This window comes from Chryseobacterium daecheongense (assembly GCA_027920525.1).
GTDB classification, from domain to species: domain Bacteria; phylum Bacteroidota; class Bacteroidia; order Flavobacteriales; family Weeksellaceae; genus Chryseobacterium; species Chryseobacterium proteolyticum.
The window spans coordinates 4,487,617-4,514,552 of sequence record CP115858.1 but is presented as its reverse complement, the minus strand read 5'-3'; the positions used below and the strand labels follow the sequence as shown (position 1 = coordinate 4,514,552).

General features: G+C 37.3%; 28 protein-coding genes and 1 tRNA gene. 9 read left to right on the top strand and 20 right to left on the bottom strand.

The features are described from left to right. Positions 1-11: 11 nt before the first annotated feature. The gene (locus tag PFY10_20290; protein WBV56527.1) at positions 12-2,225 is read right to left on the bottom strand and encodes a polyribonucleotide nucleotidyltransferase; all 2,214 of its coding nucleotides are present in this window, start codon (positions 2,223-2,225) and stop codon (positions 12-14) included. A 490-nt stretch (positions 2,226-2,715) separates the two neighbouring features. Between PFY10_20290 and PFY10_20285 the strand changes: the two genes are divergently transcribed. After that, positions 2,716-4,137, top strand: a complete 1,422-nt coding sequence (locus PFY10_20285) for a sugar MFS transporter (protein ID WBV56526.1) — start codon at positions 2,716-2,718, stop codon at positions 4,135-4,137. Positions 4,138-4,240: 103 nt separating this feature from the next. Here the strand turns inward: PFY10_20285 and PFY10_20280 are convergent, their stop codons facing one another. Continuing rightward, positions 4,241-5,413, bottom strand: a complete 1,173-nt coding sequence (locus tag PFY10_20280) for an acyloxyacyl hydrolase (protein ID WBV56525.1) — start codon at positions 5,411-5,413, stop codon at positions 4,241-4,243. A 139-nt stretch (positions 5,414-5,552) separates the two neighbouring features. Further along, on the bottom strand, positions 5,553-5,822 hold the full coding sequence (rpsO, locus tag PFY10_20275) for a 30S ribosomal protein S15 (protein WBV56524.1): 270 nt from the start codon (positions 5,820-5,822) through the stop codon (positions 5,553-5,555). A gap of 173 nt (positions 5,823-5,995) precedes the next feature. Between rpsO and PFY10_20270 the strand changes: the two genes are divergently transcribed. From PFY10_20270 to PFY10_20255, 4 genes are all read left to right on the top strand, one after another. Continuing rightward, entirely contained in the window at positions 5,996-6,553 is a 558-nt protein-coding gene (locus PFY10_20270) for a pyruvate decarboxylase (protein WBV56523.1), read from the top strand. Positions 6,554-7,161: 608 nt separating this feature from the next. Further along, positions 7,162-7,305 (top strand): protein with bacteriocin-type signal sequence, encoded by a 144-nt coding sequence (locus PFY10_20265; GenBank protein ID WBV56522.1) that lies wholly within the window; start codon positions 7,162-7,164, stop codon positions 7,303-7,305. A gap of 371 nt (positions 7,306-7,676) precedes the next feature. Next, entirely contained in the window at positions 7,677-8,999 is a 1,323-nt protein-coding gene (mgtE, locus tag PFY10_20260) for a magnesium transporter (GenBank protein ID WBV56521.1), read from the top strand. 19 nt (positions 9,000-9,018) lie between these two features. Beyond that, entirely contained in the window at positions 9,019-9,747 is a 729-nt protein-coding gene (locus PFY10_20255) for a helical backbone metal receptor (GenBank protein ID WBV56520.1), read from the top strand. Between the two features lie 100 nt (positions 9,748-9,847). On the opposite strand, the gene PFY10_20250 is transcribed toward PFY10_20255, so the two are convergent. Then, entirely contained in the window at positions 9,848-10,297 is a 450-nt protein-coding gene (locus PFY10_20250) for a GAF domain-containing protein (GenBank protein ID WBV56519.1), read from the bottom strand. A gap of 12 nt (positions 10,298-10,309) precedes the next feature. After that, a complete protein-coding gene (locus PFY10_20245) occupies positions 10,310-11,737 on the bottom strand; it encodes a TonB-dependent receptor (protein ID WBV56518.1) in 1,428 nt (475 codons plus the stop codon). A 55-nt stretch (positions 11,738-11,792) separates the two neighbouring features. On the opposite strand from PFY10_20245, the gene PFY10_20240 reads away from it, so the two are divergent. Next, positions 11,793-12,560, top strand: coding sequence for an MBL fold metallo-hydrolase (locus PFY10_20240; GenBank protein WBV56517.1), 768 nt, complete (start codon positions 11,793-11,795; stop codon positions 12,558-12,560). A 68-nt stretch (positions 12,561-12,628) separates the two neighbouring features. Then, positions 12,629-12,708, top strand: a tRNA-Leu gene (locus tag PFY10_20235). On the opposite strand, the gene PFY10_20230 is transcribed toward PFY10_20235, so the two are convergent. Both PFY10_20230 and PFY10_20225 read right to left on the bottom strand, forming a co-directional pair. After that, entirely contained in the window at positions 12,662-14,236 is a 1,575-nt protein-coding gene (locus PFY10_20230; GenBank protein WBV58966.1) for a recombinase family protein, read from the bottom strand. The genes PFY10_20235 and PFY10_20230 overlap by 47 nt on opposite strands. A gap of 19 nt (positions 14,237-14,255) precedes the next feature. Then, positions 14,256-14,417, bottom strand: a complete 162-nt coding sequence (locus PFY10_20225; protein ID WBV56516.1) for a hypothetical protein — start codon at positions 14,415-14,417, stop codon at positions 14,256-14,258. Positions 14,418-15,130: 713 nt separating this feature from the next. On the opposite strand from PFY10_20225, the gene PFY10_20220 reads away from it, so the two are divergent. After that, positions 15,131-15,574 (top strand): JAB domain-containing protein, encoded by a 444-nt coding sequence (locus PFY10_20220; GenBank protein WBV56515.1) that lies wholly within the window; start codon positions 15,131-15,133, stop codon positions 15,572-15,574. 187 nt (positions 15,575-15,761) lie between these two features. Here the strand turns inward: PFY10_20220 and PFY10_20215 are convergent, their stop codons facing one another. From PFY10_20215 to PFY10_20165, 11 genes are read right to left on the bottom strand one after another with little or no spacing between them, the layout of a single operon-like run. Continuing rightward, positions 15,762-16,208, bottom strand: a complete 447-nt coding sequence (locus tag PFY10_20215; GenBank protein ID WBV56514.1) for a DUF3872 domain-containing protein — start codon at positions 16,206-16,208, stop codon at positions 15,762-15,764. 12 nt (positions 16,209-16,220) lie between these two features. Further along, positions 16,221-16,781, bottom strand: a complete 561-nt coding sequence (locus PFY10_20210; GenBank protein ID WBV56513.1) for a conjugal transfer protein TraO — start codon at positions 16,779-16,781, stop codon at positions 16,221-16,223. 1 nt (position 16,782) lies between these two features. Continuing rightward, positions 16,783-17,682 carry a conjugative transposon protein TraN gene (gene traN / locus PFY10_20205; GenBank protein ID WBV56512.1) on the bottom strand — a complete coding sequence of 300 codons (900 nt, stop codon included), beginning with the start codon at positions 17,680-17,682 and terminating at the stop codon, positions 16,783-16,785. A 15-nt stretch (positions 17,683-17,697) separates the two neighbouring features. After that, on the bottom strand, positions 17,698-18,996 hold the full coding sequence (gene traM / locus PFY10_20200; protein ID WBV56511.1) for a conjugative transposon protein TraM: 1,299 nt from the start codon (positions 18,994-18,996) through the stop codon (positions 17,698-17,700). Positions 18,997-18,999: 3 nt separating this feature from the next. Then, entirely contained in the window at positions 19,000-19,269 is a 270-nt protein-coding gene (locus PFY10_20195) for a hypothetical protein (protein WBV56510.1), read from the bottom strand. 10 nt (positions 19,270-19,279) lie between these two features. Next, positions 19,280-19,903 (bottom strand): conjugative transposon protein TraK, encoded by a 624-nt coding sequence (gene traK / locus PFY10_20190; GenBank protein WBV56509.1) that lies wholly within the window; start codon positions 19,901-19,903, stop codon positions 19,280-19,282. A 13-nt stretch (positions 19,904-19,916) separates the two neighbouring features. Continuing rightward, a complete protein-coding gene (gene traJ / locus PFY10_20185; GenBank protein ID WBV56508.1) occupies positions 19,917-20,909 on the bottom strand; it encodes a conjugative transposon protein TraJ in 993 nt (330 codons plus the stop codon). Between the two features lies 1 nt (position 20,910). Next, complete coding sequence (locus PFY10_20180) at positions 20,911-21,516, bottom strand: DUF4141 domain-containing protein (protein ID WBV58965.1); 606 nt, start codon at positions 21,514-21,516, stop codon at positions 20,911-20,913. Positions 21,517-21,564: 48 nt separating this feature from the next. After that, on the bottom strand, positions 21,565-24,075 hold the full coding sequence (locus tag PFY10_20175) for a TraG family conjugative transposon ATPase (GenBank protein ID WBV56507.1): 2,511 nt from the start codon (positions 24,073-24,075) through the stop codon (positions 21,565-21,567). After that, positions 24,072-24,404 (bottom strand): DUF4133 domain-containing protein, encoded by a 333-nt coding sequence (locus PFY10_20170; protein WBV56506.1) that lies wholly within the window; start codon positions 24,402-24,404, stop codon positions 24,072-24,074. Before PFY10_20170 ends, PFY10_20175 begins: the two co-directional genes overlap by 4 nt. A 9-nt stretch (positions 24,405-24,413) precedes the next feature. Continuing rightward, on the bottom strand, positions 24,414-24,719 hold the full coding sequence (locus tag PFY10_20165; GenBank protein WBV56505.1) for a DUF4134 domain-containing protein: 306 nt from the start codon (positions 24,717-24,719) through the stop codon (positions 24,414-24,416). Between the two features lie 186 nt (positions 24,720-24,905). Here PFY10_20165 and PFY10_20160 point away from each other — a divergent pair, with 186 nt between their 5' ends. Beyond that, positions 24,906-25,880 (top strand): PDDEXK nuclease domain-containing protein, encoded by a 975-nt coding sequence (locus PFY10_20160; protein WBV56504.1) that lies wholly within the window; start codon positions 24,906-24,908, stop codon positions 25,878-25,880. 33 nt (positions 25,881-25,913) lie between these two features. Here PFY10_20160 and PFY10_20155 read toward each other — a convergent pair whose 3' ends face one another. Both PFY10_20155 and PFY10_20150 read right to left on the bottom strand, forming a co-directional pair. Further along, on the bottom strand, positions 25,914-26,411 hold the full coding sequence (locus tag PFY10_20155) for a hypothetical protein (GenBank protein ID WBV56503.1): 498 nt from the start codon (positions 26,409-26,411) through the stop codon (positions 25,914-25,916). A 132-nt stretch (positions 26,412-26,543) separates the two neighbouring features. Beyond that, on the bottom strand, positions 26,544-26,936 hold the full coding sequence (locus tag PFY10_20150) for a DUF3408 domain-containing protein (protein ID WBV56502.1): 393 nt from the start codon (positions 26,934-26,936) through the stop codon (positions 26,544-26,546).

The following is a 26,936-nucleotide window of genomic DNA, read 5'->3' as shown; positions in this document are numbered from 1 at the left end:
AAAGCTATATCTTATGCTTCAGTTGAAGGCTTTTCATTTTCCTTTGGCGCTTGCGCTGCAGGTTTACCACCTTCAGGTCTTTCCTGTCTCGGTTTTTGCTCCGGCTTTGGAGGTCTTGGTAATAAAACTTTACGGGATAATTTCATTTTCTTACGGTCATCGTAACCCATAAACTTCACTTCTACTTCATCTCCTTCAGCGTAAGGAACTTTATCAAGACGTGACCATTCGATCTCAGAAATGTGAAGAAGACCTTCCGTACCTTTTGCAATCGCTACAAAAGCTCCGAAATCCATTACTTTCACTACTTTTCCTTTGTATACTTCCCCTACTACCGGTACGAAAGTAATTTCATTGATCTTCGCAACAGCTGCATTGATTTTCTCTCTGTCTGTTCCTGCAATTTCAATACGTCCGATCTCGCCTATTTCTTCAATAGCAATAACAGTATCCGTATCTTTTTGTAATTGTTGAATGATTTTTCCACCAGGCCCGATCACTGCACCAATAAAGTCTTTTGCAATCTCCATAACCACCATTTTCGGTGCATGAGGCTTAACATCAGCTCTAGGCTCAGCAATTGTTTCCGTAATTTTATTAAGGATATGTAATCTTCCGTCTTTAGCCTGCATTAAAGCCTGCTCCATGATATCCATAGAAAGCCCCTGGATTTTAATGTCCATCTGACAAGCCGTGATTCCTTCTGCCGTACCCGTTACTTTAAAGTCCATATCTCCCAGGTGATCTTCATCCCCAAGGATATCGGAAAGTACCGTGAATTTCCCGGATTTAGTATCGGTAATAAGTCCCATCGCAATTCCGGAAACCGGTTTTGTAATCTGTACTCCGGCATCCATTAATGCTAATGTTCCTGCACAAACAGTTGCCATAGAAGAAGAACCGTTAGATTCCAGGATATCAGAAACAATTCTGATCGTGTATGGATTTTCTTCAGGAATTACAGCCTGTAAAGCTCTCTGAGCAAGATTTCCGTGTCCTACTTCTCTTCTTGAAGTTCCTCTTAAAGGTCTGGCTTCACCTGTTGAGAACGGAGGGAAGTTATAATGAAGGAAGAATTTCTCGTCATAATTCGCCATAACGCTGTCTACCATATTCGCATCTTTTACAGATCCTAAAGTTACAGCTGTTAATGATTGTGTTTCTCCTCTTGTGAAAATTGCAGAACCGTGCGCTCCAGGAAGATAATCAATTTCCGACCAGATCGGACGGATCGTTTTAGGATCACGACCGTCAAGACGGATGTTGTCTTCAAGGATCATCTGACGCATAGCCTCTTTTTCTACATCATGATAATATACTTTTGCGAAAGGTGATACTCTTTCCAGTTCTTCAGGATTATCAACATATTGTGCTAAAAACTCCTCAAGAACAGCTTTGAATTTCTCTCCTCTCTCTTCTTTACCTGAAGGTTGCTTAGCAACTTCGTATACTTTATCATATGTTTCTTTCCACACTTTCTCACGAATATCTTCGTCATGAATTTCGTGGTTGTATTCTCTTTTCGGGAAAGCTTTACCTACTTTTTCAGCAAGTCTTTCCTGAGCTTCAATTTGTTTTTTAATTTCAGCATGTGCAAAGATGATCGCTTCCAGCATTTCCTGCTCAGAAATTTCTTTCATCTCTCCTTCTACCATTACGATCGAGTCTTTGGTAGCTCCAACCATAATATCCAGCTCAGAATCTTTAAGATCTTCATATCTTGGATTGATCGCTAATTTTCCGTCAAATCTTACCACTCTCACTTCAGACATCGGTCCGTTGAAAGGGATATCGGTAATAGCAATCGCAGCAGAAGCCGCCAAACCTGCCAAATCATCAGGAATAGATTGTCCGTCGTAAGAAATCAGGGAAATCATTACCTGAACTTCCGCATGGAAATCTTCAGGGAAAAGCGGACGAAGAACTCTGTCCACCAAACGCATGGTTAAAATTTCCTGATCTGAAGGTCTTGCTTCTCTACGGAAAAAATTTCCAGGAATTTTTCCTCCTGCATAGAATTTTTCTCTGTAATCTACTGTTAATGGTAAGAAATCTACACCAGGATTAGCTTCTTTATTGGCTACAACAGTTGCTAAAAGCATTGTTCCACCCATTTTTACTACTACAGAACCATCAGCCTGTTTTGCTAATTTACCTGTTTCAATAGTGATTTCTCTGCCGTCTGCAAGAGTAATCGTTTCTGTAAACGCTTGAGGTATACTCATAAATAATTTTGTTTAAACACTCCGTATTGAGTGTGATTGATATAAATTCGTCTAAATTTTGTTTGCAAAGATAAACTATTTTCCCGGTAACTGGCACTATAAAAAAGAAAAGAGGCATGGGAAGTAATCAACTATCCTTCAATCACTTATTTGAGCGTCTAAAAAATTGCCTGATCAGAAAAAACGACAAAGAATTTAAGGATGTTCCTCAACGAATCTATTACTCCTATAACTCTACTTTTCAGCCTTTTATTTTTCAACATCAGTTTATTTCAGCTTTGTTTTTGTCTCAATTAGAGATAATAATTGTATTTAACGATAAAATTAACATAAAAAGCCTCTTAAAAGTTGCAAAAAAAAAAGTTGTTCCCCTATATTTGCCCTGTTTTTTTAAATCTATTTTCTTCCGGGAAAAACACATTAAAAAATTCATCTTTTTATAACCCATTGAAGGAGCGTATTATCATCTCTTTCTTTTAAATAAATGTTTATGACTAATAAAGAAGTAAAGTCGCAAAACAGGAATTATACTGTTCCTTTGATCACCATTACCTTGTTATTTTTTATGTGGGGGTTTATTACCTGTATGAATGATATCCTGATTCCTTATCTGAAACAGCTTTTCAGCCTCACTTTCTTTGAATCTATGCTCGTTCAGTTTTGCTTCTTCGGCGCCTATTTCATCGGCTCATTAATCTATTTCTTTATTTCTATCTCCAAAGGAGACCCCATTAATAAAGTAGGCTATAAAAAAGGAATCATCTTCGGTATTTTCCTGGCAGCTTTCGGATGTATTTTATTTTATCCTGCGGCTACTTTTTCTTATTATCCTTTATTTCTTGGAGCTTTGTTTATTTTAGGATTAGGGTTTACCGTATTACAGATCACGGCCAATGCATATGTTTCTTTATTGGGAAGCGAAGAATCTGCCTCAAGCCGTTTGAACATGACCCAGGCATTCAACGCATTCGGAACCACCATAGCCCCGGTGCTGGGCGGACATCTTATTTTCGAATTCTTCTCGGCTCCGGACGGATCATTCAGTGCCGTAGCCACCAGGATTCCTTATCTTATTTTTGCAGCTATCCTGTTACTGGTTGCCTTACTGATTTCAAGAGTAAAACTACCTTCTTTCCAGACGGCAGAAGAAGAAATCGTAAAAGGTTGGGGAGCATTGGAATTCAGCCATCTTAAATTTGGCGTTTTTGCAATGTTCTGCTATGTAGGAGGAGAAGTTGCTGTGGGCAGCTTTATCATCAGCTTCCTGGAACAGCCCCAGGTAATGGGCTTTAATGAAATCATCAGTAAGAATTACCTTTCCCTGTATTGGGGAGGAGCTATGATCGGCCGTTTTCTTGGTGCTATTTCATTGAACCAGTCTATCAGTCAGGGAAGAAAAGCCATTTATATGGCAGGTGCCGCAAGCTTGGTTTTCCTGGTGATTTTCAGTATCGTTAATCTTACATTTTCGCAGATCAGCTTTTTCCTTGTATTTATCGTACTTAATTTCGTTGCATTCTTTGTAGGTAAAGCTGCTCCTGCAAGGACACTATCTATTTTTGCCGCTGTAAATGTCGCATTGCTCATCTCAGCAATGGTCAATCATGGTGAACTGGCGATGTACAGTATTTTAGGTATAGGAATTTTCAATTCAATCATGTTCTCCAATATTTACACGCTTGCTATTTCCGGGCTGGGAAAATACACAAGCCAGGGATCATCTTTAGTAGTTATGGCAATTCTGGGAGGTGCCATTGTTCCTATTTTCCAGGGATACCTTGCTGATCAGTTCGGAGTACAACATTCCTTTATTATTCCTGTATTCTGTTATCTGGTTATCCTTATTTTCGGAGCTTACTGCACCCGGTATCTGGGACATGTGAAAAGCACGGAAGCAAAGTCAGGGCATTAATTAAAATACAGAATAAAATAATACGGCTTCATTTAAAATGATCCATTTCACAGTAAAGGAATATTTTAAATGAAGCTTTTTTTGTGAGCATATATACAGATCCCTATCTTCTTTCCCTTCTGGAAAAAGTATATCCGATCCTCCATTCAAGATAGTCTGCAATGTGCAGGTCATACGCATTGATCCCAAAAGAAGCAAAGAGGCGATCTGTGATCTGGTACTGTAATCCTATTTTTTGAAAAAAAGCAGGGCTGTCGTATTTACGTTCTTTCTTAAACAGATAATAACCCGCTCCTACATTCACATTCAATTTACCGATGATCAACCTGTAAGAAGGAATTACACTAAACAATAACTGATCATGTGAAAAACGTTTTTGCTGGTAAAGTGTACTATCAGCCACATACATGGTGTGGTTGTACTGTTCGTCATGAGTAATGCCCATTCCAAGTCCATACGCCGACTTAGAAGAATATTGACGCATATAAAAAGCTTCTACCCCATAAACGGAATAATTAAAACCTTCATAAAGTTTTTTCAATTCCTCGCGTTGCCCGCCCCTGTAAAAAATATTTTTCCGCCCTCCGAAAGCCGAAACTTCAAGGGTGTTATATTTCTTTGTGTTAAATGAAATTGAATCATTGGTTCGCGGAACTGCTCTTTCGGGATAATAGACAAGGCTGATCTGTGGAGCAAAAGTATTCAATCCTTTGTTCGGAAACTTTAATGACCCGTTCGAAAGATGATTGAATTTCAGATTCAGTCCGATGTCAAAATGACGACCGAGTTCATAATACATTCCCGTACCCAAACTGATGAACATATTTGTTCCGGATCCTAAAGACGTGTTGTAATATCCATGATCCTCATCGAATGGATTTGAATTAAAAGCAATTCCAAAATCTACATGGTGATACCACTTCAGTTTTCCCCATTGTCCTAGTTTCGCGTTGTAGACACCATATATTCCAAATGGTGATCCCATCTCTTTATTATCAAGAAAATCGAAAGCAAAGAATCCAATACCATATTGGGGATAATTATACTGTTTTTCCCAATGTTTATTACCTGCGGTTTGTTTGAGAATTTGAACAGAATAACCGGTATAATTAGTATTCTTGTATCCTTTTAACGGTTCGTTAGTCCGTAGAATATTACCATATTCAAATCCGCCAGACAGAACGAATGAAGATGGTCTTGGTATTTCATTTTCCTGCGAATAGCAGTAAGCAGAAATAAGGCCGGATACAATCAGGTAGAAATGCCTTAAAAACATCAGTTTAGTTTAAGATTGGCAAATCTAAGTATTCATTTGGTATAAATTAATAATATTATTAACTAAATTTAAATTTATTGTTAAAATAAAAAAGCAACCTCGTGAGAAGTTGCTTTTTATTTCTTGAAAATCTTGTAGACTATTTTCTTAAACCTAGTTCAGCAATAATTGCTCTGTATCTTTCGATATCTTTATTTTTAAGGTAATCTAGTAAACTTTTTCTTTTACCTACTAATTTCACCAAAGATCTTTCCGTTGCAAAATCGTGACGGTTCGCCTTTAAGTGTTGAGATAAGTGATTGATTCTGTAAGTGAAAAGAGCTACTTGCCCTTCAGCACTTCCTGTGTCCTGTGCAGATTTCCCGTGTTTTGAGAAAATTTCCTGCTTTTTTTCTGTTGTTAAGTACATTCCAATATTGTTTAATGATTATTATGTAACGGGTGCAAAAGTACGACTAATTTTTAATCCGGCAAAACATTATTGATTTCATATATCAAAATTGATAGAAAAAAATGTTAAAAATTTCTTAATAAAATGTATGCCATCCCATTAAAAGAGAGTAATTTTGCAAACGAAGACAAATGAGAAAAACTTTACTTTTTACTACGGTTTCCATTTTTTTATTGATCAGTATTTCAGTGAAAGCACAAAAGGGTGCTTCTTCTGAGGACAGGATAAAAAAGGTTTTATACTTCAATCCCGAGGTAGAGCCTGATATTGATGAAATAAAAGAACCTACCAATCATGCATTTTTCAGTGCTGTTTCAGATAATTTAAGCGGCTATAAAAAGAATAAAATGCTGCGTACCGAAATCCAGATTCCCTTTGACAGCGTGGATGCACAGACGATTGCTGATTACTGCATCAACAATGATGCTGATTTTGCCGTTGTTCCGAAAGTTAAATACTTTAAAGTGGGAATTGGAAAGTATGTGTTCTCCAACCAGGTTGTTGTGAGTATGAAACTTTTTGATGCAACCGGCAACCTTATTACGGAATCCGACTATGATACCTATAGGAAAAATATGCGTCTTCTGGGTTCTGCAGAGAATTCTATAAAAATCGGAACAAATGGAGCTATAAAAGCGATTCTTAAGAAACTAAGAAAAATAAAACCTTCCTCAGAAGCAGGATTCTAACAATTCTATTTTTTTCATAATTCATTACATATCACAATTTTAATAAATTTTGATAAAAATTTTTAAAATTATTTGTGAATAATTCAAATATTTTTGTTAATTTAGTCATAAACTAAAAATTAACACACCATGAAATACTTCAATAAATCTACATAAAGAGGGCAAATATGTTTTAATACATTGCCTTATTCATCTATCGAGCATTTCATCTTGTTAATCTTATAAAATTTTAATTATAGAAAATAAATCTCTTCATTTTTTAAATTCATTATTACACCTGCGATATTCGCAGGTGTTTTTTTTATCCTTAACAAACTCTGCCTCAATAGATAAAAAAAATATTCAACAGACAAATAACTCTACAATAATGTGAATAATAAATGATTTTTTATTAAATTAGTCATTCATTAAAACCTACATACTATGAAAAATTTAAAAAAATTAGACCGACAGGAACAAAAGGCAATTAAAGGTGGAGGCCTTATAAGATGCAGCGATCATTCGCAATGCTTTGGAGGATGGTGTTGCAATGGCACATGTGTTATCGATGCATGCTTAGAATTTTAATATCATTAACCACAGAATATATAATTTAAACACTATTTACTATGAAAAATCTTAAAAAACTCAACAGACAGGAACAAAAAGCAATTAACGGAGGAGCTCTTAAAAGATGTACAGACCATTCCCAATGTTTTGGAGCATGGTGCTGCAATAACATATGCGTACCAACTGCATGCATTGAGGCTTAACTGAAACAAAACTAAAATTAAAACTGCTATGAAAAATCTCACAAAACTAAACCGAAATCAACAAAAGGAAATAAAAGGCGCTGGTCCGATAACCAAATGTAAGAACTCGTCACAGTGTGGCTTCGGGGAGTGCTGCTCCGGCGGAATGTGTATTGCTTCCGATATACCGAACTGTGAACCTATAGAATAAAATACAGAGTATGAAATTTAAAATTTCACCGGACATCCGCAATAAGCGGATGTTTTTTTATTGATAAAATGTCATAGCCATTCAATACAGGTGTAAAACTTTAATAAATCCTTAATTTTGTCACATCATTGGTCAATTTTAAAAAATTGAATTATTTTTGCATATCCTAAAATCTCACGCTTTGAATTATACTGACGAACTTATCTTAAATCCTGCCGATATTGCCGAAACTCTTAGCAACCTTCCTGCTGATGAGAGGCTCCTGGCGTTTTTAAAGGTTCCTAAAGAATACAAAGCAGAGGTTTTCTCCCATCTTGATCCTGATTTCCAGGAGGAAACGATCAGAAGTATCGGTAGTGATGAAGTTTCAGAGATCCTGAATGCGATGACTCCGGATGACAGGACTGCCCTGTTTGAAGATTTTCCTGATGAGCTTATTAAGTATTCAATCAATCATCTTAACCCACAGGAAAGGAGGATTGCATTAAAGCTTTTAGGATATCATTCCGACTCCATTGCCCGTCTGATGACTCCGTATTACATCCAGATCCGTAAGGAATGGACAGTGAAAAAATGTTTACAGCAGATCAAGAAAGTAGGAAAAAGGGTGGAAACAATGAACCATCTGTATGTAGTAGATGAAAGAAACCGCCTCATTGACGATTTAGCGCTTGGTAGTCTATTACTGGCAGAAGAAGATACTCTTGTTTCGGAACTAACGGATAACCATTTTGTTGCCATTACCACAATGACCTCAAAAGAGGATGCAGTTACCTATTTCGAAAAATATGACCGCACCGCACTTCCCATTATCACGGAATCAGGAGTCCTTGTAGGGATTGTAACCATCGATGACATCCTTGACCAGATCGAACAGCAGAACACCGAAGATATCCAGAAATTCGGGGGTCTTGAAGCCCTTGATTTACCATACACCCAGACTTCTCTCATCGAAATGGTTAAAAAAAGAGGAATGTGGCTGATCATATTATTCTTTTCCGAAATGCTTACAGCCTCGGCAATGGGATATTTCGAGGATGAAATTCAAAAGGCCGTTGTACTGGCATTATTTGTCCCATTAATTATCTCCAGTGGTGGAAACTCCGGCTCACAGGCTGCAACGCTTATCATCCGGGCGATGGCACTTCAGGAAATCGGATTAAAAGACTGGTGGTATGTAATGAGGAAAGAAATCTTTACCGGGTTGTTCCTCGGAGGAATACTTGGCCTTATCGGATTTTTAAGGATCATGATCTGGCATGAAGCCGGGTTCTTCAGCTATGGTGCTCACTGGGTATATGTAGGTTTAAGCGTGGCCGTTTCCCTGGTATTGATTGTGCTTTGGGGAACACTTTCCGGTTCGATGGTTCCTTTTATTCTAAAGAAATTAAAACTCGACCCTGCAACATCATCTGCTCCTTTTGTAGCTACCTTAGTGGATGTTACAGGATTAATTATTTACTTTTCCGTAGCCGGACTTTTCTTAACCGGTAAACTTTTGTAATTTTAGGCAAAGTCTAAAAATGAAAGTTATTTCTCTGGTACCCTCTATTACGGAGGCTTTATTTGATTTGGGTTTAACTGAAAATGAGATTATCGGAAGAACAAAATTCTGTATTCATCCCAAAAACAAAATTAAAGACGTTCCCGTTATCGGTGGAACAAAAAATCTGAATATCGAAAAGATTAAAGCCCTGCAACCAGACCTTATCCTTGCCAATAAAGAAGAAAACATCAAAGAACAGGTAGAGGCTTTGATGGAAGATTTCAAAGTGGTTGTAACCAACGTTGAAACTATTGAAGACAATTATTATCTACTGAAAACTCTGGGCAATATCTTTCAAAAAGAAGAAAGGGCTAAAGCCTATAATCTAAAGATCTACGAGGTTTTAAATCAGACTAAAATCAGCTCTAAGATCAAGGCTGCCTATCTCATCTGGAAAAACCCTTATATGACAGTGGGTGCGGATACTTTTATTCACAGGATCTTGACGGAAATAGGTATTGAAAACAGTTTTAAAGATAAAACCCGCTATCCGGAAGTAACCATTCAGGACCTGGCGGATACAGACCTGATCATGCTTTCATCAGAACCTTTCCCTTTTAAAGAAAAACATATTGCAGAATTAAAGGAATATTACCCTGATAAAAAAATAATCATCGTAGATGGAGAAGCATTTTCCTGGTATGGGACCCATATTGCAAAATGTGGAAATTACTTTAAGGAACTGGTGGCTGAAATTGATTTATAAAATGCCATAGAGTACAGTTATCCTAAACCATGATTTCAGACATAAAATAAAAAACTCCGGCTTGAATTCCGGAGTTATATTTTTATAGATATTGATTCGATTAAAGGATCTTTGAAACTTCATTACAAAGCCATTCCAGCAATTCACGGTCTTCACTGGTAAACGGATCTATTGTGTGGGAATCGATATCGATCTGCCCTACATTTTCACCATTTTTAAAGATAGGAACCACAATTTCTGCCTTTGTATCTATCGAACAGCTTAAATAATTAGATTCCTGATGAACGTCAGGAACCACAAACGTTTCATTGGAAACAGCAACCTGTCCGCAAATTCCTTTCCCATAAGGGATGATGGTGTGATCTGTCTCTGCTCCTACATAAGGACCCAATATCAATTCTTCTTTATCTCCATTTTTAAAATAGAAACCTGTCCAGTTGAAATAGGAGATCTCCTGATCCAACAGATGGCAAACTTTCTGGAGTTTTTCTTCTGTATTATGTTTTGGACTTTCAAGAATAGAAGAAAGTCTTTTCTTTAATTCTGACATTATATTATTGTTTTAAGAAAATTGTTTGAAGGAAAGCTCTTCTTTATAACCGAACATTCCACGATCTTTGATCATTTCTGCAACTCCTTCCGGAACCTGAGTTTCCCAGCCTTTGATATTGCAGGCGATTTTTCTCAATATTTCTCTGGAGTATATTTCCAGGAATTCCGGATTATAGTTTTCAATATCTACGATACGGTTATTGAGTTTGAAATATTTATAGAGCTCTTTTAAGTTTTCCTCTACTTTTAGCGTTGATGAATCTAACAACTCATGAGTTTCAGGATCCTTATACGGATATAGGTAAACCCTCATTCCGTTACGGAAAAATTTACCAAAAGCTTCCAGGATTCCTCCTGAGAGATTCTTATAGTATTTCTCGTCAAAAACCATCAACAGGTTATTTACCCCCATCGCAACTCCTATATTTCCGCTTGTATATGAGGCAAAATAATCGATCAATCGGTAATATTCGGAGAAGTTCGATACAATTACGGTATATCCTAATTTACCGAGGATATCCACCCTGTCCATAAAGTCTCTTTCATCGATATCACCATCAGCACGAAGGTTGGAAATGGTAATTTCAATCAGGATTTCCGTTTGTTCTTCCGTACAGGCAGCATCCTTCATAAATAGATCAATACCGTTTTGCAGCATATCAATATTCACTTTGGTCACCGGCCTGAAACTTCCTCTTACCGCAAAGATATTCTTCTTGTATAAAATATCTGCAGGAAGCATGTTATTACCCTGGCTATTAAAAATAACGGCATCCGTCATATTGTTTTTCACCAGCTGTAAAGACATCAGCCTGTTATCCACATAATCAAACGCCGGCCCGCTGAAATCTATCATATCAATTTCCAGATTGTCAGTCGCTATGTCATCATATAATGACTCGATTAAGGTTCGTGGATTATCATAATATGTAAAAGCTCCAAAGATCAGATTTACCCCTAAATTTCCAAGAGTCTCCTGCTGTAATGTAGCATCATTCTCTTTAAACTTTACGTGGATAACGATTTCGTTATAACCTTCGTTTTCTTTTACCTGAAAACGGATTCCTACCCAACCGTGGCCTTTAAGCGTTTTATCAAAATTGATGGTTGTTACCGTATTGGCATAGGAAAAGAATTTTCTGTTCGGGCTGTTTTCTCTTGAAATTCTTTCTTCGATCAAGGCAACTTCATAGCGAAGCATTTTACGAAGTCTGTTCTGAGTTACATACCTGTTTTTAGCTTCTTTTCCATAGATCGCATCACTAAAATCTTTGTCATAAGCAGACATCGCCTTAGCGATTGTACCCGAAGCGCCTCCTGCTCTAAAAAAATGCCGAACAGTCTCCTGCCCTGCTCCAATTTCCGCGAAAGTACCATAAATAGTAGGATCTAGATTAATTGTTAATGCTTTTTGTTTAGGAGTTAGTTTCTGATACATTAGGACATTAAATTTTTTGTAAATTTACCAAAATTAATACCAACCTCAAAACAAAATGAAGTTGAAATTTTTAGGAACAGGTACTTCCCAGGGTGTACCCGTTATTGGCTGCACATGTGAGGTCTGCACTTCGGATAATCCCAAAGACAGCCGCTTACGATCTTCCGTAATGATCACTACAGAAGAAAACCGAAAAATACTCATCGACTGCGGCCCGGATTTCAGGCAGCAGATGCTGTTGAACCACGAAACGACGGTAGATATCGCTTTAATTACGCACGAACATAATGACCATATCATCGGCCTTGATGATATGCGACCCCTTATCTTCAAAAGCGGCCAGAATATGCCCATATACTGCAATGAAAGAGTGGGAAACGAAATTAAAAACCGTTTTCCTTATGCCTTTGCGGATGTAAGATATCCGGGAGCTCCGGCCTTTGATCTGCACGAAATAAAAAACCAGCCTTTTACCATTCTTGATACGTTGATTACTCCCATTGAAGTCATGCATCATCAGATTGCTATTTTTGGATATAAATTCAAGAAGCTTGCCTATATCACAGATGCAAGCTTTATTTCCGATGTAGAAAAGGAAAAGCTGAAAGATCTTGATATTTTAATCTTAAATGCGATCAGAAAATTTGATCCCCACCCTGCCCATTTTATAGTTCCGGACACGATAAAACTGTTTGAAGAGCTTCAACCCAAACAATTATTCCTTACCCATATCAGTCATCATTTAGGATTGCATGATGTTGAAGATAAATTACTTCCGCCCGGAATGCACCTGGCTTACGATGGCCTCGAATTAAATTTTTAAAGAAAAGTTGATAAAAAGTTTTCAGATTGTAAGAAAAGTTTCTATATTTGCACACCAATTTAAAGCAAGCCCAGGTGGCGGAATTGGTAGACGCGCTGGTCTCAAACACCAGTTCTTAGGAGTACCGGTTCGATCCCGGTCCTGGGTACAAGACCGGAAAGAGGTGATAATTCACTTTCTTTCCGGTTTTTTTTCATGTCTAACTTATTATTTATCTGGTATATATAAGAGAGCAAAACATTGGGTCGGGTGGTTCGATAATGATTTTCTGAAAATTGCAATTTTTCAGGAAATATCGAACCAATTATTTTACGTTTTACCTCGATATCCCCATCAGTATAGACTTTCGCAAGGTCTACTAGGTTCGATAATGCTTGGTCTAGTAATTTTTGAAAATCTATTTTCTTATTATCCTTTCCTTTAGTTAATTTAGCTTCGAGCTTTTCAATTTGTCCTTTACAGTCGGTCTTAATTTCAAGATAATCTTCATCATCAATTACTTCCTCCATCAGTTTATTTCTTGCCTGTTTCAATTTACTGTTTAAACGATCTATTTCTAATAGAATTGCTTTCCTTTCTCTTTGGGGATTATTGATTAATTTTTCAAAATTTTGTCTCAACACTTTTTTCAAATAATTTTTTATAGATGCGCGCATTTCCAATGACTGCAATATTTCTAAAAATTTAGAATTAATAATCTCAGATTTGTAACGGTATGAACACGGGGACTGGCAATGATAGTAATAATATTTATTTCCGGAACGTCCCGTAGAGGCACTGCCTGTAATCAAATGACCACATTCCGGACACACAAGGAAACCTCTTAATGGCAAATTATCGTCAGACAGTACTTTTACATTAGGTCTGGCTGGATTCACATTTCCATCCATTATACATTGAACTTTTTCGAATAGTTCTTCACTGATCAAGGGTTCATGAATACTTTTAACAAAATGAGCCTCCTCTTCATTGAATTGCTCCACGTAAATTTTCCCGCAATATGCGGTATTGCGTAAACTTGCAAGAAAGGCACTTATCTTAACTGACTTTCCTTCTTTTCTGTTCATCATATCCATGATTTGGCTCGCTGAATAAACGCCTTTGGACATTTCATTAAATGCCCATTTCATATTGGAAGCTTCCGGTTCCTTCGGGATTACATACTTTTTCCCGTTCTCCGTTATTCTGTTAGCGTAGCCATAAGGTGCCCTTCCCATTAATCTGCCTTCTTTTTTAGCACGGCGCATTCCATAATAAGTATTCAGAGCGCGCCTGTCGTTTTCAACTTCCGGTGCAGCAAGATATATAGCCAGCATCATTTTATTTTCAGGAATTGAAAGATCTAAAGGTTGCTCAATGGCCTGCGGTTCAACGTTAATTTCCCTAAGTATGTTAATCATTTGATACGCATCGCCAGCGTTTCTGCTGAAGCGATCCCATTTTGTAAAAAGTAATAGATTCGTTTTCGAGCTTTTTTTCTTTAGTGTATCCAGTAATTTAATCCACTCTGGCCTGATAAAAGTCTTAGCTGAGTAATCTTCATAAATGATTTGCCCTACTTTAATGTTATTGTTTTCACAGTACCGTTTCAATCTCTCCTCCTGATCCCTTTGCGAGTATCCCTTATCTGCTTGCTCATCAGTTGACACGCGGATATATAAATCGGCTTTTTTCATATATAAATCTTAGAAAATATTATTGTTCTAAAAAACTCTTAATGGTAATTTTTAAGAGCATCGTCAGAAAGCTTAAAATATCTTTCGCCTCCTCAATGCTCAATTCAATTCCCTCCTCTTCTTTAAAAATCTTGATAATCTCCTCTATGGTAATGTTACTAATTTCAACTTTCTTCTCCATACCAATACTTTTTTAATAAAAGTATTGGACAACTGTTCTGAAATTAAACCCAGACACTTATGCGATGTATTTGGCTTTTAAATATAAACGTCTAACGCTTGAAACATGTAAAATCAAACGAAACACTTAACGTCAACCATCAGGCGGAAAAAATTTTTATTTATAAAAGATGTGATTACGTTTAAATTTATTTTTTAGGTGCAACAAGAGAAAATTGATGCAAAGAAATTCATCATTCTTAGATTCAACTAAAATACAAATAAAATCAACATTGTTAATTTAAACATTCATTTCATATACAAAAACAGGTTATTGACTGCTATTACACGAAACATTTTCCATTATAACCCGGTAAAAAGGCAGCTAAGGTATTGTTGCCAGCCGTCTTGCTAATCCAACCAAAAGACTACGGCATAAACGGTTTCCTCCCTAAAGGTACCCTCCAATTATTCCGTTTCCTTTTGTTTTTTTTCATTGTCAACACTTCATATCTGCTTTCTTTTTTCCGGTTTTTCTTTTGAAAAATATTCAGCGAAGCCTGAAAGGCTTTTAAGAAATAGAACGGAGAAGAGATTGAAAAGGCTTTTGATCCAGAAAAGATACATAACATTTCAAAGATGTTTTAAATAGTGTTTTAAATAGTGTTTTAAATAAATGCTTTTTTAACTTAAGTACGGGAAACAAAAGGCTCTGCCGTACTCAGAGCAATAACAATGAAATATAATATAGTAAATGAGATCAAATTGATCTACACAAGAAAAGGAAATGCTGAAAAAAAAATACTGAACTCCCAGGATGCTACAGATATTTTCAGGGAACATTTTGATGCAGATCAGATCGACTACAGAGAGTCATTTTACTCAATGTATATGAATCGGGCTAACAAGGTCTTAGGAATACAAAAAATATCAGAATCTGGAATTACCTCTTCTCTTGTTGACATCAGAATCATCATGCAGGGAGCTCTATTATGTAATGCCGTATCATTTATTATAGCCCATAACCATCCTTCCGGAAACCTTAAACCTTCTCGCGAAGACATAGGCATCACACAAAAAATAAAGCAGGCTGGACAATTATTAAATATTAAACTGCTTGATCATTGTATAATAACTTCAATAGACTCCTTCTCTTTCTCCGATGAAGGTATTTTATAAGAAACTTAAATTTCTGAAAAATAAGAATCCAGAGCCGATTCCCGGTCTGGATTCTTATGGCGTCGCGGAAAGATGATTGCCCTTTAGGGGGCCAACCATCTTTCCGCAAATACTAAAGATATACTTCTCAAATTAGATGGTTTTATTTAGAGTGGAAATATATATTTGGAAGCTAAAGAAATTGTATTTATCCGTCTAACTTTTTGTTGTTGAATTGAAATTCAATTTTATTCTCATTTCCAAAACTGTCTGATAGCCATACCGTAAATGATTGTGAAACTTCAGAGGTTGAAGTATAATACAATCTGAACTCTTTCTCATACAGAGGATAAATATCATTGGGAAAATAGGGTTGAGTGTTATAATACTGTAGCTTTCCTGTTCCCTCAAACTGAAAATATCGAAGATAATATTTGGTGTCAGCAAAATTACCTTCAGGAAGAATTTTGATACGAATCTCTACATACTCGTCTTTAGCTATATCCTTGGGAACCGGCATAACCGACACCTTAAAAGGATAGTTCTGCTGAATTTCCAAATCATCTTTCTCACATGATTGTACAAATAGTCCAATCACAAATAGTAGCAAGAAACACTTTAATTGTATTTTAGCTGTATTAATTATATTTTTCATTTTTCATTATTTTTAGAAATTATATCTTATTCCAACCCCCAGCAGAGAGTGAAAATTAGCCATTTGCCTATTTTTCAAAAAGCGAAGTTGCCCGTTGACCAGAAAAACTAAATGCTCGGTCAGATAGCTTTCAACAGATAGCTTACCATTTGATCCGTAAATAAAATTATCCGTTGCTGTTAACATTGAACCGTCATATAGCAATTCATTGCCTCTATTAACCTGTTCATAACCAACAAGACCTCCAATTCCCAGATTAAGATTGACATTTCGCATGAAGTCTCCCCATAGATAAAAACTGTAACCACCACTCAGCAGGAATGTATCTATCGGAATATCGCAGCTAGTGTATTTATAATATTTTCTGCTAAATTCTGTTAGTCCAAAGAAGTAATTACCATTCTTCGAGTAAGAAACAAGCCCCGTACTAAACACATAATTTTGCTTTTCTGGAGATTTTGGAAATACCGAATAGGTAAATTCAACACCAATTTGCTTAGGAATCATCTGTTGAGCAAATATTTTGCTACCCATTATCATCATGAAGATGACTGTTAAAAATATTTTGTGCATCTTACTCCGTTTTAATGGTTAAACTGTTTATCAATCTTGCATGAACAAGATCTTCATTTTCAAGCTGTACTTTCAGATGCCTTCCCCCATTCTTTTCCAGAATTTCAATCTCCAAAACCTGATCTTTTATGAGTGTAAACTGATCAAGCATATAAATCCCTTTACTGTCTGAATGATCAGCTATTATCCTTTCCGGGAAATAGGTACGAACCTGCTCTAAAATCTTATCCTGAACGACCGTTCGCTTTAAGTTCTTTTTATCGACAATTTTAAAATTGACCCATTCAATAGCATACCCCACATTACTTTGATTCTTAACCTGCAATGTGAAATAAAACTTGCTGTCATTAACGTGCAGTGCTCTGACTGAAAACTCAATTCCATAGCTTTTTGAAACAATATGTTTAATAGTTCTGTTGCTTTTCCTGTAAAGATTTTCCATAATGAGCCAAGTGAAAGATGTTGAGCTTCCTTTAAGATCTTCAAATAATACATCAGCATCCTGTCTCTCCATACCTCTCTGAAGTTTTACTAAATCATAGCTGAGTATTTCCGGATAAGAACTGTAGGATGCATCAAAACTGTAAAATTTTCCATCTTCAGTAATGACCGAAAAATTAGTTTCCTCTTCAAAATCCCTGACAGCTGACTTAACCCGAAGAACGTTTCCTATAGGCTCTGCCTTATTAGCAACCAAGAGATCACTTCCCAGGTCAACATATCGTATTGATGAGGGGAATATCAGATGACTTGTTTTATTGTAGGTGACGTTAATCCGGAAAGGCTCTAATTTTGCCTGTTCCAAGGAAATATAAGTTGTCACAGAATCCTGCCCAAATGCCTTGCTTACTAATAGAAGTAATAGCATAATGAGAATATAATGACTCTTTTGTGTATTCATTTTTATTTTTTTTGATTAGTTATTTTTGGGTAAGAGGAAGACCTGATGGCCAGCTTTTACAGTTACTTTCAATTGTCTGACTCTCTTCTGAAAATAACCCGACATTCCCTGTACTACTCCCCTGCTCAGATCAGCTGCAATCTGCTGCCCTGCAGATTGGGTCATCATAATATTAGTGCCTGAAGTCTGGCTCATATTAGCTACAATATCGCTTACCGCATTCTGCTCCGCTGAATAAGGAACATACAATCCCACCTGACCGTCAGTGTCATAAACATTGATTTCTACAGGATAGATATTACCTTGAGATTGAATGGAAGATATTTTTAACTGAAGCCTCCCACCCTGAAATTTGCTTACTGCAATCAGTAAACTTCCAATTGGAATTTCAGCTCGTCCGACTTTCATCGCTTCTGAAAGCCTTATAGATAATGTACTTTCATTGACCAAAGTCTTAGTTTCATAGACCACACCTCTTATTGCGTTTTTTGTTTGAACTGAGTTTTCTGAATCATTTTGACTGTCATAAAATCTATTCTGATTTAAACCTGCGATAAAAGCACTATCCGACCGGTCTCTGTATAATGAGGAAACAACATTGGAACGTACCGGTATTGCTGAAGTCAGTTTAACCTTCTTTTCCATTGGCTTTTCGACCTCTTCTTTTTCTGCTGGTTTTTCCTGCTTTGGCGTCGTTGGAAGATACTTAGCAGCCATTTGATACGATTTTTCCATGAGCTCTAACTGGTCGTTGATTCCCAGACCCACAGGAACAGCATGATTTTGCATTGACTCATTCTTTAGCCTTGAAATTTCTTTCCTTAGGTTATTGACCTCCTGATTATCCCGATTATAGAATGAGCTTAAGGTCTGCTGTGCATTTCGATAACTGTTCAGAGCATTCTGATCGGACTGCTGAAATACACTTTTAGTGGATGCTGAAGAAGGTGGGTTGCTATTATCGTTTACACCGTTCTGGTCATTCCAGTAATCTGATAAAGTTGTTATTGAATTTCTCTTTTCTTCATTCTTTTGCTCTAATAACTGCTGCTCATAAGCCTTTTGCTTATCAGACTGTAATTGAGCGTCTTTTGCCTGTGGAATAGCTGCATTAAAGCCAGCCTCTTCAATAATGGTATGATCGGTTTTGGGCTTAAAGATGAGATAAAAGCAAGATGCACATACAGCAGCCATCAAAAAGTAGATGAAAGGTTTCTTTAATCTTTCCCATTGAGCCTTGGGATGATCATTCACTCCGTTAGAATTTTGGGAGAGATCATTTTCTGTCACTCTAATTTTCTCTGAATCTTTCATATTCTATTTTTTAGTGGATGAGTTTACTATTTCATTATGCTTCGATCCTTTTTCGATAGGTTTCTTAGAAATGCCGTCAATATGATTGATAGAAATGGTATTACTTCTTTGACCTGTAGAAATACAGATATTGACAATGACGATGACGGTTATCAAAACATAACCACCAAAGAAAACCTTGGTCAGGAATTTTTGACGCTCTACCGGAAGAGATTTCCAGTGTTTATCGATCTTTACAACATAATTTTCGAGTGTATCTCTTAGTTTTTTCATATCGGTCTTATTAGCGTTCAACAGTTTCGACATCTCTATTTTCAAGCACGTTGAATTTTTCAATGATAAATCCCTGAGGATTGCTGTCAGACCGTACAGAATTAACCAATGAACAGTTGGTAATTAAATTCCTGATGGTAAGATTACTGGATCTGATAATGAATTGTCTTGCATAAGTTTTTACGTCATAAGGGTAACTATCAAAGTTGGCAACGACACTGTCTACCTCAACTCTCTGCTGGATATTACCTGAAATGATTCTGTTATAGTAATCTTTTTCCTGAAGGTCTTTATAGTAATTGAATGCGGATTGATCAGCCAAATTGAAAGCCCTTTTGACATTACTTTCAATAGCATTCTTATCTGGAGCAATGGTGAAGAATAATTCGTGAAATCGTCTCACATGCTCTCTTGCTTCTACAGGTCTATTGATCGACATATCCTGTGAAAGGGCTACCATCAATGATTTGCCGTTATCCAGCACATAGATCTTCTGGCGCTGCTCTTCGGCAAACTGGTAGGATTTAAAGACAACTACACCTACCACTCCAAAACACAACACCGCAAAAACGAATGTAAACAAACGTATCTGCTTAAAGCTGCTCTCAATATTTCTTAAAGTTTTAAATTCCATAGAACTGTATTTTTTATTTTAATAATCTTCCCGAAATATTTCCTGTTGCAGAACCTACTGCCGCTCCTGCGACATTACCTGATTTCGTAGCAGTTTGGTTTACATTACGCATAAAGTTGCCAGCACCACCTGCCTGAATCACCCAGCCAGTCACCGTTGGTACCGTAAAATAACCTATGATCCCAATTACCATATAGATGATGTATACCGTATTGGAGGTATCAGGAATAAAGGTGGGATCTGCGAGCATCTCGATATCCCGTTCCAAGATCAAGGTTTGTATCTTGGCAAGAATGGTACTGAATATATCAGCAACAGGAAGCCATAGATAAACACTAACATATCTCGTCAACCATTGAGTTAAAGTAGTTTGGAAACCATCCCAAACTGAAATCGCAAATGCGATAGGTCCTAATATTGAAAGCACTATCAGAAAGAATGTTCTGATGGTATCAATAACTAAGGCTGCCGATTGAAACAGAATTTCAAGAAACTCCCGGAAACCATCTCTGATATCTTTCTTGATGGCAAACATTTCCCGTTCAATATACATTCCGGACATCGTGACCAGATCCGATGGTGACCATCCGAGCTCTTCCAGCTTTTTATCAAATTCTTCATTTGAAATCAGGTAAGCCATCTCCGGATTCCTGAGCATCGCTTCCCGTTCTAAAAGATCTTTTTTCTGTTGCAGCTCGTTCATATCCAAGACCTGATTCTCCAACATGGAGTGGCTGCCCTGAACAATCGGGCTCATCACTCCATTAAGGCTTCCTAAAACCAATGTGGTAAAAAACATAATGCAGATGCCTATGGCAAAAGGTCTCAGCATGGGAAACAAATCAATCGATTCTGCACGACTCAATGACTGCCAGACTTTTAGTGCTACATAGAATAAAGCGCCTAATCCGGCGACCCCTTTTGCCACAGCAGCCATATCAGCGCACATCGGCATCATTTCCTCATAAACGGAACGAAGTACTTCGTGTAAGTTATTCGGTTCCATCTTACCAGTATTTTTGATTGGAGGTTCCGTAAAGATCCAGCACCCTTTGGGTATTGTTCTGTTTTTTTGCTCTGAGATAACTGACCGAAATATTCTTGTTGGTATAGTATCGTACCAGATTATGATACGCTTTGACCTCTTTATAAACCCGGTCAACAACATCCATCCTTTCTTTATCATTCAGAGAAAGACCGTTAGAAGTGATGATCTCTTTGAGTTCTTTCAATAGCTCCGCGCTCTCCGTAAGAAGCGCAGAATAACCATTGGCTATGGAAGCTAATTCCTGAGCATTAAAATTGGGGTCATTCAGCATTTTACCGAAATTGTTGACATACATCTCAGAAACATCACCCACTAAAAGGACGGTCTGCTGAACCTTTCTGGCATCTTTGACCAGATTATTGATGGCTTTCAGCTGGTCATAATACTCTTTACCCTGTTCATATACTTTCTTAACTTCATTGAAGTTCTTAACAACGTTAGATACTGTTGAAGAAGTCTGTACAATTTCATTGGCTGAGTTCAAAATTCCCGAAGCCAGGTTTGCGGGGTCTGTTACGACAAATTGTGCTTTTGTATAGGTTACGGCAGCAAAAAATGCTACCATTACTATTTTAATGATTAAATTTTTCATTGTTGTCAATTTTTAAATTATTTAATGGTCTATTGTATTCGATTTGATTCTCTTAAGAGAAATCCTCTTGATAGCATGTTCGACATTGCCGTCAAGTTCCGATGCAAGATTCATCACTTCCATCTTTTCCGTTTCTTCTGTAGTATATGCCAGATATTCTTGTGTTGAAACTTCAGTGGCATAGACTGCAGAGTGCGTTCCACCCAGTCCAATCCAGACTTCCTTGTACAGCCTTCTCGGATCGTTGTTCATATTGATCGACAGCACCTGGGACTTTTCTTTATCAGTCAATCCCAGCATCGCCTGAATATCATCGAACTTGTTCATGTACTTTCTTTGGTCAAGAAGAATCTTACAATCCGAATTATTAATGATACTTTCTTTCACAATCGGTGACTGAATGATATCATCGACTTCTTGAGTTACCACAATGGCTTCTCCGAAGAATTTCCTGACGGTCTTGAACAGGTACTTGATATACTCAGCCATACCTTCTTTGGCAATGGCTTTCCAGGCTTCTTCGATAAGGATGAGTTTTCTGATTCCTTTGAGTCTTCGCATCTTATTGATAAAGACCTCCATTATGATAATGGTTACAATAGGAAATAGAATTTTATGATCTTTAATAGCATCGATTTCAAAAACAATAAAACGCTTGGATAATAAGTCCAGCTGCTTCTCTGAATTGAGCAGATAGTCATACTCTCCTCCTCTATAGTAAGGTTCCAGCACATTGAGAAAGTTGGCAATATCAAAGTCTTTTTCCCTGACTTTCTTTTGCTCCAATACTTTCTGATAATCATCTTTGACGTACTCATAGAATCCATTGAAAGAAGGATGCTGGTCATCGGTTTTAATTCTTTCGATATATCCGCTGACTGCATTGGAGAGTGCCACTTCCTCTGAACGGGTTGGTGGTTCATCGTCTCTTTTCCAAAGAGTCAGAATCAAGGTTTTTATACTCTCCCTTTTTTCAATGTCAAAAACGCCGTCATCAGTATAGAATGGATTGAAAGCGATAGGATTGTCCTCGGTATAAGTAAAATAAACCCCGTCCTCTCCTTTGGTCTTTCCTTTAATGAGTTCACATAATCCCTGATAGGAATTTCCGGTATCTACAAGAAGGACATGAGCTCCCTGCTCATAATACTGTCGCACCATATGGTTGGTGAAGAATGATTTACCACTGCCCGATGGACCAAGGATAAACTTATTTCTATTGGTAATAATCCCCTGTTTCATCGGCACATCTGAAATATCCAGATGAATCGGTTTTCCGGTCAAACGGTCAGCCATTTTGATCCCAAAAGGTGAAGGTGAATCCTGATAGTTGGTTTCCTCTGTAAAAAAACACACAGCAGGTTCGATGAATGTGTAGAAGCTTTCTTCACTCGGAAAATCTCCTGCATTGCCCGGAATTCCCGACCAATACAAAGTGGCCGTATCAGTAGTATTGTGACGAGGTTTACATTCCATCAAGGCTAGAGCACTTCCCGTATCATTCTTTAACTGCTTGAGTTCAGCAGGATTGTCAGACCATGACATTACATTAAAATGAGCGCGGATAGATTGTAACCCGAAAGAATGTGCTTCATTCAAATACTTTTCTATCCATTCCTTATTGATCTGATTGGCTCTGCTGTATTTTGCTAGAGAGTGCATATTCCTTGCTGATTTTTCAAATTGGCGAAGATTCTCGTCACTATTGTCAATGAACAGATATTGATTATAAATGTGATTACAACTGAGCAGAAGTCCCACCGGAGAAGCAAATGATAAAAGACAGTCGCTGCGATCGGTGCTTAATTTCTCATAACGAATGTGTGATGAAACAGTGCCTGGTAAATCCTCAGTATCCGATAAGGTATGCATAGTGATCCGGTTATTACCGATTCGCATTTCTTCCGACCCTAACTTGATATCCTGTAATGACGGATGGGTTTCACGGGATAATGTTAGATATTGCTCCAGTAATCCTGATTGTTCAGAAGTTCCTGATATCTCATTTTCTGTCATCCTTTCGAGATGGATATAACCACTGTCATTCATAATCCTTTCCAGCTGATCGACCGCTTCAAGAAAACGACCAATGACTTCTTTGTCTTTAATCTCTTTTGGAATCAGTTTTCCTTTACAGAGTGATGAAAAGTTGCTCTGCATCCGCATTCTCTCCTTACTTGTTTTTGTGATAAACAGGTAGCAGTAATGATTTAAAAAGGGCCTCTCATTGAAATGCCTTTCAAATGATTTGGAAAGAAAACTCTGGTCTTCTTGTGACAAATCAGGATTGTAGTTTTCTTTCATAAACCAGTCCTGTTTGTGAACGATGGTGAAATCCGGGAGTGTTTTAATCGCTTTAAACCAAGCGGAATGCATGGCTTCATACTCAGCGGAAGCGACAGTAAACAGTTCGGGGAGTCTGACCTTAAAGCAAACCGTAACATCAGCGTCTTTTGAAATGATACATTCATTTTCAATCGCCAACAGTGGAAATTTACTTTCCAGAGTGGCTGCCTTGGAAGAATTTCTCATATGTTTGTTCTTTTACGGTTAATTTTCAGATACCGGTAAATATTCTTACGGCTGATGATGTATTTCGGATGTTTCTTGCTTGCGCCTAATTTCATCAGACCGTGCTCACCGTATTTTCTATTCAGTGAGAAAGTCTGCCAGATAAGAAGTCCACTGCTGATTCCTCCAAGAATTAAACACAGATTGGTATTGACGCCCGCCATATACATAACCATGACACAGATCAATATGCCTAAGAGTCCTCCACTGAAAATAAAGAGGTATTGCGCTTTTAACCCTTTAAATTCTACCTTCTTTCCTATTCCTTTATTGATATGATAGGTATTCATAGTCGTCATTTAAAGGAAGAATGAGCGAAGAATGGTTGCGGCAACTATGAGGAAGATACATGCTCCAAACCAGCTTGCAGCAGTTTTACTGGTATCAGGATCACCGCTGCTGAACTTGTTGTAAACCTTGACTCCTCCAATCAATCCTACTACTGCACCTATGGCGTAAATTAATTGGGTAGCCGGCTCAAAATAAGAAGTAACCATCTGTGTAGCTTCGTTAATTCCGGCTGAACCATTGCCTTGGCCGAATACCGAATTAATTGTTACCAATGTTAAAACAGCAGACAGCAATTTTTTTCTTTGTTTTTTCATAATGAATAGATTTTTTGATTATGAAACCCGCACTTTACGGGCTTGATGACAAAGATGTCCGAGTCTAGGTACTCAGTAACAGGAATGGCATTGGATGGACTCTTTTGGCTGTTAAAGAACCGTGCGCCAGTCAGAATTCCTGTATAATTAATTGTAAATTTGTAAGGAATTTCAAAAAAAGAAATCATGGATAAAAGGTTCACAGATATTATTGAGCTCATCAAACAGTCTCGTAACAATGCGATAAGAAAAGTCAATGAGGAACTCATCGATCTATACTGGAATATTGGTGAGTATATCAGCAAAAAGGTAGAGTTGAGTGAATGGGGACAATCTGTGGTTAAAGAACTTTCTCAGTTTATCCAGACTCATGAACCTGAACTAAAAGGTTTTTCGGATAAGAATCTTTGGAGAATGAAGCAGTTTTATGAGACTTACAAGGAATTTCCAAAAATCTCAACACTGTTGAGAGAAATCAGCTGGTCTCATAATCTGTCCATATTCTCCAGATGTAAATCAATCGAGGAAAGGGAATTTTATATCAAGTTGACCAAACAGGAAAATTATAGTTTCAGGGAGTTAGAGAGACAGATATCAAGCAGCCTTTTTGAAAGAACGATGATTGGAAATTCAAAACTCTCAACAGTGTTGAGAGAAACTAACGCTGATATAGTCAATACATTTAAAGACAGCTATGTATTTGACTTTTTAAATCTGCCTGAAACATTCAATGAAAATGATCTTCAAAAAGGTTTAATTGAGCAGATGAAAAATTTTATCCTGGAGTTAGGACGGGATTTTCTTTTTATCAGCGAAGAGTACAAAGTACAGGTCGGTAATTCTGATTTTTATATCGATCTTTTATTCTTCCACAGGGGGCTGCAATGTCTTGTCGCTTTCGAACTGAAAGCAGATAAATTCAAACCCGAACATCTGGGTCAGCTTAACTTTTATCTGGAAGCGCTGGACAGGGATGTTAAACGTCAGAACGAAAATCCAAGCATCGGCGTACTGCTTTGTAAAGACAAAGACAGCGAAGTAGTAGAATATGCGCTGAGTAGAAGTCTTTCCCCGACAATGGTTTCTGAATACAAAACGCAGCTTCCCGACAAAAAAGTTCTGCAGAAAAAACTGCACGAATTGTTTGATAACAGATCTTAGTTGAAACTTCTTAATAACAAAAGGGGAATTTGCCTAAACAAACTCCCCAATATCGAAACCTTCAACTCCATCTTTGTAACTGGAAGATATGCCTTCAACATCATTCGAAATGCTATGACTTAACAAATTTGAAATACGCTTCGAAGCCTCCCCCAACGAATTCTCCAAAAGATCAAAAAGCTCGGTCCCATGAATTTGTTGAATTATAGCAACTGCTTGCTGTTCTAAATCAGGTTCCAGCATTTTCCGCTGTAACAGCTGACCCGCAATACTCAATTCCTGAAAGGTAACCCCTGTAGCAAACCCGCTTTCGATATTAGAGTCCTGATACTTCCATTCTTCTTCTTCCTCCTGCCCCCAATTATCCTTGATTAGAATATCATCAAGATTTTTATTCTCGGTTACATCTTCAGCTTTCCCGTTCCTGGTTTCTGATTCAAAATTATCTTCTGCTAATGAAGTAAATTCAAGATGGCTTTCAGTGGCTTCAACTGGCAAACCTTTTCTTTTTGTTTGCTTAATATCTCCCATTATCGGTGGAGAACTTTTCCTAGTATTATCCCTATCTTTCGCACGGACATTGACTGGGAATCTTCTGTTGAGAAGAATTAGAATGATAGCGATTAATAAACCTATAATGATTATTTTTTCCATAAAATGATATTAAAAAATGGGACGGTATTTTTTATTGAAATCATCAGTAATTTCCTTTTCAAACGTTTCGAAATGATACGCCAGTATATTATCCAGATAAGCATACAAAGGGAGTTGGTCGTCTGCAATAATCTGAATAATGCGCAAGAGGCGCTCATGATACTCAGGACGGATATAGATACTTTTATCACCACGCTTAGTCATTGTATGGTGGGTCAGAAACTGCTCCATATAGCTTATATCTGATGTTTTTTTATTCTTCAACTTATTTTTTGCTTCCCCCTTCTTCTTTGGAGGATCATCAGTTTTTGAAATAACTTCCTTCTTAGGACTTCCTGCCATAATGGACATCAGATATTGTTCATCGATAACGTTATCTTCATTGTTATTGTCCTGTTCCAT

Excerpts from the sequence above, each read along its gene's own strand:
- PFY10_20290 (WBV56527.1), bottom strand. The coding sequence starts at position 2,225 with ATGAGTATACCTCAAGCGTTTACAGAAACGATTACTCTTGCAGACGGC.
- PFY10_20285 (WBV56526.1), top strand. The coding sequence starts at position 2,716 with ATGACTAATAAAGAAGTAAAGTCGCAAAACAGGAATTATACTGTTCCT.
- PFY10_20280 (WBV56525.1), bottom strand. The coding sequence starts at position 5,413 with ATGTTTTTAAGGCATTTCTACCTGATTGTATCCGGCCTTATTTCTGCT.
- rpsO (WBV56524.1), bottom strand. The coding sequence starts at position 5,822 with ATGTACTTAACAACAGAAAAAAAGCAGGAAATTTTCTCAAAACACGGG.
- PFY10_20270 (WBV56523.1), top strand. The coding sequence starts at position 5,996 with ATGAGAAAAACTTTACTTTTTACTACGGTTTCCATTTTTTTATTGATC.
- PFY10_20265 (WBV56522.1), top strand. The coding sequence starts at position 7,162 with ATGAAAAATCTTAAAAAACTCAACAGACAGGAACAAAAAGCAATTAAC.
- PFY10_20255 (WBV56520.1), top strand. The coding sequence starts at position 9,019 with ATGAAAGTTATTTCTCTGGTACCCTCTATTACGGAGGCTTTATTTGAT.
- PFY10_20250 (WBV56519.1), bottom strand. The coding sequence starts at position 10,297 with ATGTCAGAATTAAAGAAAAGACTTTCTTCTATTCTTGAAAGTCCAAAA.
- PFY10_20245 (WBV56518.1), bottom strand. The coding sequence starts at position 11,737 with ATGTATCAGAAACTAACTCCTAAACAAAAAGCATTAACAATTAATCTA.
- PFY10_20240 (WBV56517.1), top strand. The coding sequence starts at position 11,793 with ATGAAGTTGAAATTTTTAGGAACAGGTACTTCCCAGGGTGTACCCGTT.
- PFY10_20230 (WBV58966.1), bottom strand. The coding sequence starts at position 14,236 with ATGAAAAAAGCCGATTTATATATCCGCGTGTCAACTGATGAGCAAGCA.
- PFY10_20225 (WBV56516.1), bottom strand. The coding sequence starts at position 14,417 with ATGGAGAAGAAAGTTGAAATTAGTAACATTACCATAGAGGAGATTATC.
- PFY10_20220 (WBV56515.1), top strand. The coding sequence starts at position 15,131 with ATGAAATATAATATAGTAAATGAGATCAAATTGATCTACACAAGAAAA.
- PFY10_20215 (WBV56514.1), bottom strand. The coding sequence starts at position 16,208 with ATGAAAAATATAATTAATACAGCTAAAATACAATTAAAGTGTTTCTTG.
- PFY10_20210 (WBV56513.1), bottom strand. The coding sequence starts at position 16,781 with ATGCACAAAATATTTTTAACAGTCATCTTCATGATGATAATGGGTAGC.
- traN (WBV56512.1), bottom strand. The coding sequence starts at position 17,682 with ATGAATACACAAAAGAGTCATTATATTCTCATTATGCTATTACTTCTA.
- traM (WBV56511.1), bottom strand. The coding sequence starts at position 18,996 with ATGAAAGATTCAGAGAAAATTAGAGTGACAGAAAATGATCTCTCCCAA.
- PFY10_20195 (WBV56510.1), bottom strand. The coding sequence starts at position 19,269 with ATGAAAAAACTAAGAGATACACTCGAAAATTATGTTGTAAAGATCGAT.
- traK (WBV56509.1), bottom strand. The coding sequence starts at position 19,903 with ATGGAATTTAAAACTTTAAGAAATATTGAGAGCAGCTTTAAGCAGATA.
- traJ (WBV56508.1), bottom strand. The coding sequence starts at position 20,909 with ATGGAACCGAATAACTTACACGAAGTACTTCGTTCCGTTTATGAGGAA.
- PFY10_20180 (WBV58965.1), bottom strand. The coding sequence starts at position 21,516 with ATGGTAGCATTTTTTGCTGCCGTAACCTATACAAAAGCACAATTTGTC.
- PFY10_20175 (WBV56507.1), bottom strand. The coding sequence starts at position 24,075 with ATGAGAAATTCTTCCAAGGCAGCCACTCTGGAAAGTAAATTTCCACTG.
- PFY10_20170 (WBV56506.1), bottom strand. The coding sequence starts at position 24,404 with ATGAATACCTATCATATCAATAAAGGAATAGGAAAGAAGGTAGAATTT.
- PFY10_20165 (WBV56505.1), bottom strand. The coding sequence starts at position 24,719 with ATGAAAAAACAAAGAAAAAAATTGCTGTCTGCTGTTTTAACATTGGTA.
- PFY10_20160 (WBV56504.1), top strand. The coding sequence starts at position 24,906 with ATGGATAAAAGGTTCACAGATATTATTGAGCTCATCAAACAGTCTCGT.
- PFY10_20155 (WBV56503.1), bottom strand. The coding sequence starts at position 26,411 with ATGGGAGATATTAAGCAAACAAAAAGAAAAGGTTTGCCAGTTGAAGCC.
- PFY10_20150 (WBV56502.1), bottom strand. The coding sequence starts at position 26,936 with ATGGAACAGGACAATAACAATGAAGATAACGTTATCGATGAACAATAT.